This is a genomic window from Mesorhizobium maamorense, from assembly GCF_044998965.1.
Classification (GTDB): domain Bacteria; phylum Pseudomonadota; class Alphaproteobacteria; order Rhizobiales; family Rhizobiaceae; genus Mesorhizobium.
This window is the reverse complement of record NZ_CP173356.1, coordinates 5056893-5070798: the sequence shown is the minus strand read 5'-3', so window position 1 is coordinate 5070798 and position 13906 is coordinate 5056893. Positions and strand designations below refer to the sequence as shown.

At 63.4% G+C, this 13906-nt stretch carries 9 protein-coding genes and 3 pseudogenes; 4 read left to right on the top strand and 8 right to left on the bottom strand.

Going from position 1 to position 13906, the window contains the following annotated elements:
• Nucleotides 1-78: 78 nt before the first annotated feature.
• The 6 genes and pseudogenes from ACIU1A_RS25300 to tkt form a co-directional block, all read right to left on the bottom strand.
• On the bottom strand, nucleotides 79-810 hold the full coding sequence (locus ACIU1A_RS25300) for a thioredoxin family protein (protein WP_140561549.1): 732 nt from the start codon (nucleotides 808-810) through the stop codon (nucleotides 79-81).
• Nucleotides 811-977: 167 nt separating this feature from the next.
• Nucleotides 978-2003, bottom strand: coding sequence for a class I fructose-bisphosphate aldolase (locus ACIU1A_RS25295; protein ID WP_404925544.1), 1026 nt, complete (start codon nucleotides 2001-2003; stop codon nucleotides 978-980).
• 125 nt (nucleotides 2004-2128) lie between these two features.
• Nucleotides 2129-3324 (bottom strand): annotated as a pseudogene (locus ACIU1A_RS25290) (phosphoglycerate kinase).
• Nucleotides 3325-3509: 185 nt separating this feature from the next.
• Nucleotides 3510-5392, bottom strand: a pseudogene (locus ACIU1A_RS25285) (potassium/proton antiporter).
• Nucleotides 5393-5605: 213 nt separating this feature from the next.
• Nucleotides 5606-6616, bottom strand: a complete 1011-nt coding sequence (gene gap / locus ACIU1A_RS25280) for a type I glyceraldehyde-3-phosphate dehydrogenase (RefSeq protein ID WP_140500546.1) — start codon at nucleotides 6614-6616, stop codon at nucleotides 5606-5608.
• 211 nt (nucleotides 6617-6827) lie between these two features.
• A pseudogene (gene tkt / locus ACIU1A_RS25275) lies at nucleotides 6828-8818 on the bottom strand (transketolase).
• Nucleotides 8819-9077: 259 nt separating this feature from the next.
• On the opposite strand from tkt, the gene ACIU1A_RS25270 reads away from it, so the two are divergent.
• From ACIU1A_RS25270 to ACIU1A_RS25255, 4 genes are all read left to right on the top strand, one after another.
• The gene (locus ACIU1A_RS25270) at nucleotides 9078-9350 is read left to right on the top strand and encodes a DUF4164 domain-containing protein (RefSeq protein ID WP_140500550.1); all 273 of its coding nucleotides are present in this window, start codon (nucleotides 9078-9080) and stop codon (nucleotides 9348-9350) included.
• Between the two features lie 4 nt (nucleotides 9351-9354).
• A complete protein-coding gene (locus tag ACIU1A_RS25265; RefSeq protein WP_140500552.1) occupies nucleotides 9355-9720 on the top strand; it encodes a cell division protein ZapA in 366 nt (121 codons plus the stop codon).
• Between the two features lie 169 nt (nucleotides 9721-9889).
• A complete protein-coding gene (locus tag ACIU1A_RS25260) occupies nucleotides 9890-10549 on the top strand; it encodes a peroxiredoxin (protein ID WP_140500553.1) in 660 nt (219 codons plus the stop codon).
• Between the two features lie 219 nt (nucleotides 10550-10768).
• On the top strand, nucleotides 10769-11641 hold the full coding sequence (locus ACIU1A_RS25255; RefSeq protein ID WP_140525466.1) for an MBL fold metallo-hydrolase: 873 nt from the start codon (nucleotides 10769-10771) through the stop codon (nucleotides 11639-11641).
• A gap of 86 nt (nucleotides 11642-11727) precedes the next feature.
• Here the strand turns inward: ACIU1A_RS25255 and rpoH are convergent, their stop codons facing one another.
• Nucleotides 11728-12639, bottom strand: a complete 912-nt coding sequence (gene rpoH, locus ACIU1A_RS25250; RefSeq protein WP_027023478.1) for an RNA polymerase sigma factor RpoH — start codon at nucleotides 12637-12639, stop codon at nucleotides 11728-11730.
• 211 nt (nucleotides 12640-12850) lie between these two features.
• Nucleotides 12851-13906, bottom strand: coding sequence for an RluA family pseudouridine synthase (locus ACIU1A_RS25245; protein WP_140650612.1), 1056 nt, complete (start codon nucleotides 13904-13906; stop codon nucleotides 12851-12853).

Genomic DNA, 13906 nt, shown 5'->3' with positions numbered 1-13906 from the left:
TGTTGCGCCGGAGGTGAACGATCCTTGCACCGGTGGCGGACGCCTTCAAGCGTCCAATGTTCGATGGGATCTGAATGCCTAAGCCCTGTCCGCTTGCGACCTGTTTCCATACTGGTCATGCAGCCGCACCCAGTCCATCAAGGTTCTATAAGGCCCGGTCTCGTCGCGGCCTTTCGGCGCAAGGTCGAGATATTGATAGGCGCCGATCAGCTGTTCGCTGCCGCGGGCGCGCGACATGAAGGTCAGGAAGATGTCGCCGGTCTCGTCCCGGTAGAACACGGTGGTGCCCGGCAGGTCTTTCGATTTCAGAACGGGCGTCTCGAAATTGTAGATCGCTTCACCGGATGCGATCTGCTTGTCGGTGAACGACACCTGCATGTCGAAGTTGAAGTCCGAGGCATAGGACGAGACCCAGTCGAATTTCCAACCCATGCGCTCTCGGTAGGGCAGCAGCTCGGCGAGCGGCGCGCGTGACACCGCGACAAGTGACACGTCATGGTGTCTCAGATGCTGATTGGCACCGTCCATGTGGTCGGCGACGAACGCACAGCCTTCGCAATGATGGGTCGAGCCGGGCCCGAACACGAAATGATAGACGATCAGCTGGCTGCGGCCGGCGAACAGTTCGGCCAGGCATCTTGGACCCTGCTCGGTTTCGAAGACGTAGTCCTTTCTCACCTTCAGCCAGGGCAGTTCGCGCCGTTCCGCCGCGATGCGCTCGCGAAATCGCGTCAATTCCTTCTCGCGCGCCAGATGCGCTTTGTGTGCCCGGAACCAATCCTCGCGTGAAACGACCTTGTTGCGATGCATGAACCTCTCCCTGGCTTCATCCCAAGGACGTTCGGGACGGGCGTGAGCCGACATCGCGCCGGCTGCGCTGGAGAGAAATAGGGACGGAGGCGCTTCATCCCAAGTCCGGCGGAGCGCAGCAAAACCCGGGCGCATGGCCCGAGTCCGATAGAGACGGAAAACCGTGGTCAGGCAGCCTGCTCCAGGCTCGGCTTCCATTGTCCAAGCGCCGCCAGATGGTTCATGTGGGCACGGTGGGTGAAGGCGGCCTGACCCACGGCAACATTGGATGCCTTGCCGCTCCAGGCCTTCTGCGGGGCAGCCTGCAGGGCGCGGCCATAGGAGAAGGTCAGCTTCCACGGATGCGGGCCGATGGCGTTGATGGCGTTGAGGTTGGCGGTCGCTTCCTCGTCCTCCTGGCCGCCGGAGAGGAAGGCGATGCCCGGCACCGCCGCCGGCACGGCCTCACGGAACAGTTTTATGGTCTTTTCCGCGACCTCTTCAGGGCTGCTCACCGCGCCCGACTTCCTGCCCGCCAGCACCATGTTGGGCTTCAGGATCGTGCCCTCGAGCACCACCCGGGCCGCGTAGAGCTCGTCGTAGAGCTTCGTCAGCGTCGCCCTCGAGATTTCATAGCACGTGTCGATGTCGTGGGCGCCGTCCATCAGCACTTCCGGCTCGACGATCGGCACGATGCCGGCTTCCTGGCAAAGGGCCGCATAGCGGGCGAGCGCATGGGTGTTCGCGCTGATCGAGGTGACCGACGGCACGCCCTTTGCCTTGTCGATGTCGATCACGGCACGCCATTTGGCGAAGCGGGCGCCGAGCTTGTAATAGTCGGCGAGCCGCTCGCGCAGGCCGTCGAGGCCCTCGGTGACCGTGTCGCCGGGAAAGCCGGCCAGGGGCTTGGCGCCGGCATCGACCTTGATTCCGGGGATGGCGCCTGAAGCCTTGATGATATCGACCAGCGGCGTGCCATCGGCCGCTTTCTGCCGAATAGTCTCGTCGTAAAGGATGACGCCGGAAATATACCTGGTCATGGCGTCACTGGTGCGGAACATCATCTCGCGGTAGTCGCGCCGGCTGTCCGCGGTCGATTCGACGCCGATGACGTCGAAGCGCTTCTTGATGGTTCCCGAGCTTTCGTCGGCGGCCAGCAGGCCCTTGCCGTTGGCCACCATCGCGGCGGCAATGTCTTCGAGACGTTCGCTCATCGTGCTTCTCCTTGACGGTGTTGTTCTGCGCCTGACAGAACACTACCGCCAAAGGAATGACGCCGGAAAGCTCGAATCGATCGAAACTCCCGGCAACGCCGCGCGCTCGCCTCGAGTTGATCGTCTCAACGCTTGAGCACGTCGACGCCCGGCAGCGGCTTGCCTTCCATCCATTCGAGGAAGGCGCCGCCGGCAGTCGAGACATAGGTGAAATCGTCGGCAACCCCGGCCTGGTTGAGCGCCGCCACGGTATCGCCGCCACCGGCCACCGAAACCAGCTTGCCGGCCTTGGTGCGCGCCGCCGCATGCCTGGCTGCCGCCATCGTCGCGCGATCGAAGGGTTCGATCTCGAACGCGCCGAGCGGCCCGTTCCAGACCAAGGTTGCGGCGCGGTCGATCCAGTCGGCAACGGCCCTCACGGTCTTTTCGCCGACATCGAGGATCATGCCATCCGCAGGCACGTCGGCGATGGCCACGGTTTCGCTGGCCGCGCCCCCTTGAATTCCTTCGCCACGACGCCGTCGACGGGCAGGATGATGGCGCAGCCGGCCTCGGCCGCCTCGATCATGATCTGCTTGGCGGTAGCGGCGAGGTCGTGCTCGCACAGCGACTTGCCGACATCGGTGCCGCGTGCGGCGAGAAAGGTGTTGGCCATGCCGCCGCCGATGACCAGCGCGTCGACTTTCTTGACCAGGTTCATCAGCAGGTCGATCTTGGTCGAGACCTTGGCGCCGCCGACGATGGCGACCACCGGGCGAACAGGATTTCCAAGGCCCTTCTCCAGCGCTTCCAGTTCGGCTTGCATGGTGCGGCCGGCAAAGGCTGGCAACAGATGCGCCAGTCCCTCGGTCGAGGAATGCGCCCGGTGGGCAGCGGAGAAGGCGTCGTTGACGAAGATATCGCCATTGGCGGCGAGCCGTTCGGTGAAGGCCGGGTCGTTCTTCTCCTCGGCCTTGTAGAAGCGGGTGTTCTCGAGCAGCAGCACGTCGCCCTTGTTCATGGCGGCGACCGCACTTCCCGCCGTGTCGCCGACGCAGTCGCCGGCAAAGCCCACGGGACGGCCAAGCACCTCGGCCGTCGCCCTGGCGATCGGCTCCAGCGAGAATTCCGGCGAGGGACCGTCCTTGGGCCGGCCGAAATGGGCGAGCAGGATGACCTTGGCGCCCTTGCCTGACAATTCAGCGATGGTCGGCGCGATGCGTTCGATGCGGGTCGTGTCGGTGACCTTGCCGTCAGCGACGGGAACGTTGAGGTCGACGCGCACCAGCACGCGCTTGCCATTGATGTTGCCGATATCGTCCAGTGTCTTGAAGCTGGCCATGCTGGTTCCTTTCGCTGAGAAATCGCCGGGACCATACCCCGCACCGACGACGATGCAAGACTTGGCTGGGGAGGGCGCGAAATTTTCAAGGCGAAGGCGAAGGCGAAGGCGAAGGCGAAGGCGAAGGCGTCGACGTCGCGAAGCGTCACGGCAGGCGGATGGGTGCGGCGCAAAGGATCGCCGTGTCAGCTTTCGGTCGTTGCCTTTTCGACCGCCGGCTCGGTTTTCTCGTCTGCGCGTGCGGCGGTGATCGGTGTTTCCACCGGCTTGCGCCAGGTTTGGACGAAAGCTTTGATCCGGTCGGCGATCTCGCCGGCGCTGAGGAAGACCGGTACCCGCGCCACGGGCGCGGTCGGTTCGAAGGAGAGGCCCAGGCCTGTGATCCTGCCCTTGTCGTCGACGTCACGCACGATCAGCTCGATCGGGCCGATCAGCACGCGGTCGGCGTATTCGACGTGGCCGCCGAGCCGCGCCGTGACCAGAGCGCCGACGGTCAGGTTCTGTTCCGCCTCGCTCAGGCCCGGCGCGTATGCGGCTTCCAGTTCGGCAGCGGAACGCGCCGGATCGACGGCGAAGGCGCCGAAGAAATCGGCGTCCTCGGGGTCGACGACGGCGCGGCTGGCGAACAGCTTGTCGAGCAGGCGTGGATAGCGGTCCGGCACGAAGATGTAGACCTGGTCGCCGGCGGCAAGCCTGCCCATGTCCTGGAAACGCATCGAGCGTCCATCGCGCAACACCAGCGAGGGCCGCGCCCAGCGAGGGATGCGCTCGCCGCGCGCCACCGGGCTGCCCAGCGCGACGCGGTAGGCGAGGAGTTCGTGATGGGCCGAGCCCGGCAGTTCGAGCTCGACCTTGTCCAGAGGTCCGAGCCGCGCCGGCACGATCAGGCCGAGACGGCGCGCCAGCGGACCAACGGTCCAGCCCTGGATGACGAGTGACACCAGGACGATGATGAAGGCGGCGTTGAAGATGGTGCGGCCATTCTCCAGCCCGCCGAGCAAGGGAGTGATGGCAAGCAGGATCGAGACGGCGCCGCGCAGGCCGACCCAGGAAACAAACGCGACTTCGGGGCGCGGCAGACGAAACGGGACCAGGCAAAGCCAGACCGCGATCGGCCGGGCGACGAACATCAGGAACAGGCCAAGCAGCACCGCCGGCACCATGATCGCCGGGAATTGCGAGGGCGTCGCGAACAGGCCGAGGATCAGGAACATGATGATCTGCGCCAGCCAGGACATGCCGTCCTGGAAGCGCTTGAGGATGGTGACGGCGCGGATGTCGGAATTACCCGCGATGAGACCGGCAAGATAGACCGCCAGGAAACCGGAGCCGCCGATGGCGCCAGCGGCGGCGAAGACCATCAGCGATAGGGTCAGCACGAAGATCGGCAGCAGGCCATGGTCGAGATTGAGCCGGTCGACGAGGCGCACGATGGCGAGGCCCCCAGCACGCCGACAATGGCGCCCAGGCCCATGTTGATGAGGAAGCCGAGGACGAGGTTGGTGACCAGGACATTGGCCTCGGGGTCGGCATGGGCGGCTATGATCTCGACCAGGGTGATGGTCAGGAAGATGGCGATCGGATCGTTGGTGCCGGACTCCACCTCCAGCGTGGAGCGCACGCGCTCGCGCAGATTGATCTCGCCGGCGCGCAAAAGGAAGAACACGGCGGCCGCGTCGGTGGAGGCGACGGCGGCACCGAGCAGGAAGGATTCCAGCCAGGTGAGATCGAGCAGATAGTAGGCGGCGGCGCCGAACAGGCCGGTGGTGAGGATCACGCCGAATGTGGCCAGCGACAGCGCCGGCCCGGCTGCCTGCCGCAAGGCATTGAGCGGCGTGCCGAAGCCGGAATCGAACAGGATCACCGCCAGCGCCAGTGAGCCGGCAAAATAGGCGATGCGGGCGTTGTCGAACTCGATGCCGAGGCCATCGGTCCCGGTGGCGAGCCCGATGCAGAGAAACAGAAGCAGCAGCGGTGCGCCGAAGCGGAAGGCGATCAGGCTCGAAAACGCGGCGACGACGACAAGCGCGGTGCCCACCAGCGTGACGAGATAGATCGCATGCTCCATCCGTGACTTGTCCCCTGCCTCTTCTCTCGATTCAAGGAAGAGTGGGGCGAAGGCATGGCCGGCGCAAGGCGGGAGAGCGGTTTTTTGGCCGAAGCCCTACAAGTTCGTCGTCCTTCGGCTTAGCAGGAGCGAAGCGGCGCCTTGCCGAGCACTCCGACGAAAAACGCCCGGACCAAGCCGGGCGTTTCAAGTCTCTGGAAGATGGGCCCGCGATCAGGCGATGGTCTTGCCGAAGGCGACCGCGGTATCGCCCATGCGATTGGAGAAGCCCCATTCATTGTCGTACCACGACAGCACCGAAACGAAGTTGCCGTCCATCACCTTGGTCTGGTCGAGCGCCACGATCGAGGAGTGCGGGTCGTGGTTGAAGTCGATCGACACGTTCGGATGATGGGTAACCGACAGGATGCCCTTGAGCTTGCCATTGGAGGCGGCGATCACCGCCTCGTTGATCTCCTGCGCCGACGTCGAGCGCTTGGCGATGAACTTGAAGTCGACGAGCGAGACGTTCGGCGTCGGCACGCGGATCGAGATGCCGTCGAGCTTGCCCTTGAGCTCGGGCAGCACCAGGCCGATGGCCTTGGCGGCACCGGTCGAGGTCGGGATCTGCGAGAGTGCCGCGGCGCGGGCGCGGTAGAGATCCTTGTGCATGGTGTCCAGCGTCGGCTGGTCGCCGGTGTAGGAATGGATCGTCGTCATCATGCCCTTTTCGATGCCGACCGTCTCGTGCAGGACTGCGGCCAGCGGCGCCAGGCAATTGGTGGTGCAGGACGCGTTCGAGATGACGATGTGGTCCTTGTTCAGCTTGTCGTGATTGATGCCGTAGACGACGGTGAGGTCGGCGCCTTCACCGGGCGCCGAAACGAGGACGCGCTTGGCGCCGGCGGTCAGGTGTGCGGCTGCCTTGTCGCGGGCGGTGAAGATGCCGGTGCATTCGAGCGCGATGTCGACGCCGAGCTCCTTCCACGGCAGCTGGGTCGGATCCTTGATCGCGGTGACCTTGAACGTCTCCTTGCCGACGGTGATCTGGTCGCCGGAAACCGACACTTCGTGCGGGAAGCGGCCGTGTACGCTGTCGTAGCGCAGGAGGTGGGCGTTGGTTTCAACCGGGCCGAGGTCGTTGACGGCGACGACGTCGATGTCCTTGCGGCCGGATTCATGGATGGCGCGCAGGATGTTGCGGCCGATGCGGCCGAATCCGTTGATGGCAACTCTGACGGTCATTTTTCTCTCCTTGGGAGCTGGAGGGCAGACGATTGGTCCGCAGCTTCATAGCGGCGGAAGCGGAAAGAATCCAGCCGCGGCGACGTGGATTTAAATCGATTAGGTCAGGCCAGTCCGGCGGAACCGCTGTACGCGGTTTCGCCGAGCGTTCTTGTTTCATACATGTCGCTGTCCCAAAATCGAGATACACTTTTGGGCAACAAGCACGGCCTTACTTGCCATGCAGGCGGGCTTCCGCCGCCTTGGCGGCCGCCTCGGCGGTGATGCCGAAATGCGGATAGAGCTGCTCGATCGTTCCCGAGGCGCCGAAGCCGGTCATGCCGATGAAGATGCCATCGGAGCCGATGAGGTGATCCCAGCCCTGGCGGATGCCGGCTTCGATCGCCATCTTCACCTTCGCATTGCCGATCGTCTTGCGGCGGTAGTCCTCGCTCTGCTTATCGAACAGTTCGAAGCAAGGAACCGAGACGACGCGGGTCGGATGGCCGTGCTTCTCCAGGAGGTCGCGGGCGCCGAGCGCGATCTCGACTTCCGAACCCGTGGCGAAGATCGTCACCGCGGCTTCGCCGCTGGCGGCGGCGAGCTCATAGGCGCCCTGGCTGCTCAGGTTCTTCTCTGTGAATTCGGTGCGCACGGTCGGCAGGTTCTGTCGGGTCAGCGCCAGCGTTGACGGCGTCTTTTCCGATTCAAGGGCCAACTGCCAGCATTCGGCGGTCTCGACCGCGTCCGCCGGACGGAACACGTTGTGGTTGGGGATGGCGCGCAGTGCCGCCACATGCTCGACCGGTTGATGGGTCGGGCCGTCTTCGCCGAGACCGATGGAGTCATGGGTCATGACGAAGATCGAGCGGATGCCCATCAGCGAGGCCAGTCGCATCGAGGGGCGGGCATAGTCTGAGAAGCACAGGAAAGTGCCGCCATAGGCGATCAGGCCGCCATGCAGCGTCAGCCCGTTGATGGCGGCAGCCATGCCGTGTTCGCGGATGCCGTAGTGAACATATCGCTGGCCGTAATCGTCCGGCGTGATGTTCTTGGTCTGGCTGGTCTTGGTGTTGTTGGAGCCGGTGAGATCGGCCGAGCCGCCGATGGTTTCGGGCACGGCGCCGTTGATGACTTCCAGCGCCATTTCGGAAGATTTGCGAGTGGCGACCTTCGGCTTGTCGGCGGAGAGCTTCTTTTTGTAGTCGGCAATGACGGCGTCGAAGTTGGACGGCAGCTTGCCGGCAACGCGGCGCTCGAACTCTGCCCTAAGCTTGGCGTCGGCCTTGGCGAGGCGGCCTTCCCAGTCGGCGCGCGCCTCGGCGCCGCCCGTGCCGGCGGTGCGCCAGGCATCGAGGATGTCGGCTGGGACCTCGAAGGGGGTGACTCCCAGTTGAAGAACTTGCGCGCGCCGGCGATCTCGTCGGCGCCGAGGGGCGAGCCGTGCGCCTTGTTGGTGCCGGCCTTGGTCGGGGCGCCGAAGCCGATGGTCGTCTTGCAGGCGATCATCGTCGGCTTGTCGGAATGGCGGGCGGCTTCGATCGCATAGGCGATGGCTTCCGGATCCGTGCCGTCGATGTGGCTGGCGTTCCAACCGGAAGCCTGGAAGCGCGCGACCTGGTCGGTATTGTCAGCCAGCGACACCGGGCCGTCGATCGAGATGTTGTTGTTGTCCCAGAACACGATCAGCTTGTTGAGCTTGAGGTGCCCGGCAAGCGCGATTGCCTCCTGGGAGACACCTTCCATCAGGCAGCCGTCGCCGGCCAGCACATAGGTGTAGTGGCTGACGAGGTCGTTGCCGAAGGCGGCGTTCATGATGCGCTCGCCGAGCGCGAACCCGACAGAATTGGCAAGGCCCTGGCCGAGCGGGCCGGTGGTCGTTTCGATGCCGGCGGCGTGGCCATATTCGGGATGGCCGGCGGTTTTCGAGCCCAACTGGCGGAAGTGCTTGATCTGGTCGATCGTCATGTCTTCGTAGCCGGTCAGGTAGAGCAGCGAGTAGAGCAGCATCGAGCCATGGCCGGCCGACAGGATGAAGCGGTCGCGGTCGGCCCAATGCGGCGCCTTGGCGTCGAATTTCAGGAAACGGGTGAACAGCACCGTGGCAATGTCGGCGCAGCCCATGGGCAGGCCGGGATGGCCGGAGTTCGCCTTCTCGACCGCGTCCATGGAGAGAAAGCGGATCGCATTGGCCATCCGGTCATGTTGTTCACGCGACGTCATGGTTCCTCCGGGGTGGGGTTTGGGGCCTTGGGAGAGCCCTTGAAAAGCGTGCGCGACACATAGCAGGCGCGCACTTTTAGTCAACAAACCGGTGCGCATTTGCCGGCCTTGTGATGCCGCGGGCAGGCCTATATTAGCGTTAGCAGGGGACAGTCGCGAGAGCTTTGTTGACGTCGCCTTCACCCGGTGCCTAATGTTTCAGAGATAACGCGTTCTGAACGCGAGCGATTCGGTGATGGGCAGGGCACAGGACGAGGCCATGACCGGGGAAACGACACTCAAGGAAGTCATCGCAAGGCTGGGCAAGGCCATGGAAGGCCTGGAAAACGCCGTCGCGGCCAAGCTCGAGCATGAGCGCGATTATTCGGAAGCCGAGGCCGAGGTGCAGCGGATGAATGCCGACCGCTCGCGGCTGGCGCAGGAGCTCGACAGTTCCGAGGCGCGCGCCGAGCGGCTGGAGGATGCCAACAAGGAAGTGTCGCGACGACTGGTGACCGCCATGGAAACCATCCGCGCTGTGTTGGATAGGTAGGCTGATGGCACAGGTCACGGTTTCCATCGACGGCAAGCAGTATCGGATGGCCTGCGACGAAGGCCAGGAAGAGCATCTGATCGATCTCGCCGAGCGTTTCGACCGCTACGTCTCGCATCTGAAGGATTCATTCGGCGAGATCGGCGACCAGCGGCTGACGGTCATGGCCGGCATCATGGTCATGGATGAACTCTCGGAGCTGCAGAAGCGCGTCAAGGGCATGGAAAGCGAAGTGCTGACCTTGCGCAAGACCCGCGACGAGGCGCTGACCAAGGCCGACAAGAGCGACAGCGTGCTGACCAACGCGCTTGGCGCGCTGGCGCAGCGCATGGAAGATCTTGCGGCGACGCTGGCCGTCAACAAGGCATAAGCGGTCTCCTCGGAAATTCCTGCCGAACTTGGCGGCAAGAAGAGAAATTTTTTCGCGGGCGCGACGGGCGCCTGTGGCTTTAGGCATTTGTGGGTTGCCGCCGAGGTGTTAAAAAGATTTGAGCGCTCGCCAGCCGTTGCCGGCAATATTTCAAGGGTAGGGAAACAACATGAGCCTTCGCATCAACGATATCGCCCCGGATTTCACCGCCGAGACCACGCAAGGACCGATCAGCTTTCACCAGTGGATCGGTGACGGCTGGGCGGTGCTGTTCAGCCACCCGAAGAATTTCACTCCCGTCTGCACGACCGAGTTGGGCACGATGGCGGGACTCGAGGGCGAGTTCAAGAAGCGCAATGTCAAGATCATCGGCATTTCGGTCGATCCGGTCGAAAGCCACGGCAAATGGCAGGACGATATCAAAACGGCGACCGGCCATTCGGTGAACTATCCGCTGATCGGCGACAAGGATCTCAAGGTCGCCAAGCTTTACGACATGCTGCCTGCTGGTGCCGGCGAGACCTCGGAAGGCCGCACGCCCGCCGACAATGCCACCGTGCGTTCGGTCTATGTCATCGGGCCCGACAAGAAGATCAAGCTGGTGCTGACCTATCCGATGACCACGGGCCGCAACTTTGACGAGATCCTGCGCGCGGTCGATTCCATGCAGCTGACCGCCAAGCACCAGGTGGCGACGCCGGCGAACTGGAAACAGGGCGAGGACGTCATCATCACCGCGGCCGTTTCCAACGAGGACGCCATCAAGCGCTTCGGCGCCTACGAGACCATCCTGCCCTATCTCAGGAAGACCAAGCAGCCTTCCGCGTAGACCATCTCTTTGTTTTTGCGCAGTTCCCTGGGCGAAGCGCTATGCGCTTTTCCCGGGAAACCGCTTGGAATTGCTCCAGTTGCCTGGCCGGCATTTTTCGACTTCCGTCGCTTTTCTGGCAAGGCGTGCTTGACGGCAGGGCTCCGCTAGACAAGCATGCTCTTATGTTGCTCTGGCAGAGAAAATCATTCCTGTCTGGCTAACGGAGGGGACGTCGGATTGGACATAGGTTCGGCAAAGCCTAAGGTCACCGGTTTCCACGACAAGCCGACCGGCGCCATCCAGTATGTCGTCGCCGACCGGGTGACGAAGCGGTGTGCCATAATCGATCCGGTCCTCGACTTCGACGAGAAGTCCGGCGCAGTTTCGACAGCCAATGCCGATGCGCTGCTGGATTTCGTCAGGGCGGAGGGACTGAGCGTCGAATGGATTCTCGACACCCATCCGCATGCCGATCATTTCTCGGCCGCGCAGTACCTGAAGCAAAGGACCGCGGCGCCGACGGCGATCGGCGAGAGGATCGTCGAGGTCCAGAAATTGTGGAAGGCGATCTATAACTGGCCGGATTTCCCCGCCGACGGCTCGCAGTGGGACCGGCTGTTCGGCGACGGCGAGGTTTTTCGGGTGGGAACGCTTCCAGCAAGGGTGCTTTTCTCGCCCGGGCACACGCTGGCGTCGATCACCTATGTGATCGGGGATGCAGCCTTTGTTCACGACACGCTGTTCATGCCCGACAGCGGCACGGCAAGGACGGATTTTCCCGGCGGCAGCGCCGCGCGCCTGTGGCACTCGATCCAGGGCATTCTGGCCCTGCCGGAGGACACGCGCGTCTTTGTCGGCCATGATTATCAGCCCGGCGGGCGCCAGGCGTTATGGGAGAGCACGGTTGCCGCGCAGAAAGCCGAGAACATACATCTTGCCGCCGCGCGCGGCGAGGCCGAATTCGTTGCCCTGCGCGAGGCGCGCGACCGGACATTGCCGATGCCGAGGCTGATCCTGCATGCGCTGCAGGTCAACATGAATGGCGGACGCCTGCCGGAACCGGAAGCCAATGGCCGACGGTATCTGAAATTTCCGCTGGATGGGCTTTGAAGCAATCACGCCACCCGCTGCGGTATACGAAAAAGGCGGCGCCAGTCTCCTGACGCCGCCTTTTTATCTTGTTGCCGATGCCGGCTTTAAGCCGCCGGCTGCGCCTCGATGGTACGCAGCGCCTGGGTCTGGCGCTTGGCGGCGGCCTTGACCGCATCCTGTACCTTCTCGAAAGCGCGCACTTCGATCTGGCGCACGCGCTCGCGGCTGATGTCGAACTCAGCCGACAGTTCTTCCAGGGTCAGCGGCTCATCGGCGAGGCGGCGCGCCTCGAAGATGCGCCGTTCGCGTTCGTTGAGCACCGCAAGAGCACCCGACAGCATGCCGCGCCGGTTTTCCAGCTCGTCCTGCTCGATCAGCATCTCTTCCTGGCTTTCGTGGTCGTCGACCAGCCAGTCCTGCCATTCGCCGGACTCGCCTTCCGTCGCCCGGATCGGCGCGTTGAGTGAGGCGTCGCCCGACAGGCGGCGGTTCATCGACACGACTTCCGCTTCCGAGACGTTCAGCCTCGTGGCGATTTCGGCGATCTGGTCGGGCTTGAGGTCGCCGTCGTCAAGCGCCTGGATCTTGCCCTTCACCTTGCGCAGGTTGAAGAACAGACGCTTCTGGTTGGCGGTCGTGCCCATCTTGACCAGGCTCCACGAGCGCAGGATGTATTCCTGGATCGAGGCCTTGATCCACCACATGGCGTAGGTCGCGAGGCGGAAGCCACGCTCTGGCTCGAATTTCTTGACGGCCTGCATCAGGCCGACATTGCCTTCCGAGATCACTTCGCCAATCGGCAGGCCGTAGCCGCGATAGCCCATGGCGATCTTGGCGACGAGCCGCAAATGGCTGGTGACGAGCTTGTGCGCTGCGGAAGTGTCCTCATGCTCGGCATAACGCTTGGCGAGCATGTACTCTTCCTGCGGCTGAAGCATCGGAAAGCGGCGGATCTCTTCCAGGTAGCGGCTGAGGCCGCCTTCGCCGGAAACGATACTGGGTAGTGACTGGGCCATGATAGCGCCCCCTCTCTATTGGAGTGATGCCCCCGAAACGCGGCGGGCATGTGACGCGAGCACCAAAGGCTCGCTCGCGACATCAGATATATACAGGAACAAAACCAGAAAAGACAGGCATTTGTTCAACACGAAACAGTGTGTCACGCTGAAGTGAACAACGCCAGTCAGGTTTTTTGATGGTTGATTTGAAGCTTGCCGGGCGGCGGATTCAGAGACTGCGAAAGCCGCCGACGAGTTCCTCCATGTCCCTCGGTATCGGTGCCTCGAACCTCATCGATAGATGGGTAGTCGGATGGCGAAATTCAAGGAGCCAGGCGTGCAAAGCTTGCCGGGAGAAGGCCTTGACCTGGCTTCTCAGCGGTTCGGGCAACCGGTTGGCCTTGGTGCGAAAGGCTTGGCCGTAATCGGGATCACCGAGCACCGGATGACCGATATGGGCCATGTGGACGCGGATCTGATGGGTGCGGCCGGTCTCCAGCCGGCATTCAACCAGACTTGCGGTTGCGAATTCCTTTTGGTTTTCGCCGAAGCGCTCCTGCACCGCAAAATGGGTGACGGCGTGGCGGGCATCGTCGCGTCCTTCGGGTACTACGGCGCGACGTACACGGTCGGCGGCGCGGCCGAGTGGGGCATCCACCGTTCCGGCCGGCCGCTGCGGTATGCCCCAGACCAGCGCCAGGTAGGCGCGCTCGAGATCGCCTGTCAGGCCGTGATCGGCAAAGGCCTCCGAAAGCGCCTTGTGGGCGCGGTCGGTCTTGGCCACGACCATGACGCCGCTGGTTTGCTTGTCGAGGCGATGAACGATGCCCGGCCGGCGCACGCCGCCGATGCCGGACAGGCTGTCGCCGCAATGATGGATCAGCGCATTGACCAGCGTGCCGGTCCAATTGCCGGCGCCGGGATGGACGACAAGCCCGGCGGGTTTGTTGATGACGATCAGTTCGTCATCTTCATAGAGGATATCGAGGGCGATGTTTTCCCCCTGTGGCTCCGCCGGTTCCGGCTCCGGCATGGCGACCGAGACAGTTTCGCCCGGCGACATCTTGCGCTTGGTCTCGACAACGGCCTTGCCGTCGACCAAGACCGCGCCCTGCCTGATCAGCATCTGCACGCGGCTGCGCGACATGTCCGGGCCGAGCCTGCCTGCCAGCCACTGATCGAGGCGTTGGCCGGCATCATCGGCGCCGGCCACGAGCACGATCGGTTCTGCCTGCATGAATTGGTCCTCTATCAATCCGGGGGCCTCTTCGTTATGAGCGCTCAT

Coding starts and splice junctions, on each gene's coding strand:
- ACIU1A_RS25300 (WP_140561549.1), bottom strand. CDS start 810: ATGCATCGCAACAAGGTCGTTTCACGCGAGGATTGGTTCCGGGCACAC.
- ACIU1A_RS25295 (WP_404925544.1), bottom strand. CDS start 2,003: ATGAGCGAACGTCTCGAAGACATTGCCGCCGCGATGGTGGCCAACGGC.
- gap (WP_140500546.1), bottom strand. CDS start 6,616: ATGACCGTCAGAGTTGCCATCAACGGATTCGGCCGCATCGGCCGCAAC.
- ACIU1A_RS25270 (WP_140500550.1), top strand. CDS start 9,078: ATGACCGGGGAAACGACACTCAAGGAAGTCATCGCAAGGCTGGGCAAG.
- ACIU1A_RS25265 (WP_140500552.1), top strand. CDS start 9,355: ATGGCACAGGTCACGGTTTCCATCGACGGCAAGCAGTATCGGATGGCC.
- ACIU1A_RS25260 (WP_140500553.1), top strand. CDS start 9,890: ATGAGCCTTCGCATCAACGATATCGCCCCGGATTTCACCGCCGAGACC.
- rpoH (WP_027023478.1), bottom strand. CDS start 12,639: ATGGCCCAGTCACTACCCAGTATCGTTTCCGGCGAAGGCGGCCTCAGC.
- ACIU1A_RS25245 (WP_140650612.1), bottom strand. CDS start 13,906: ATGAGCGCTCATAACGAAGAGGCCCCCGGATTGATAGAGGACCAATTC.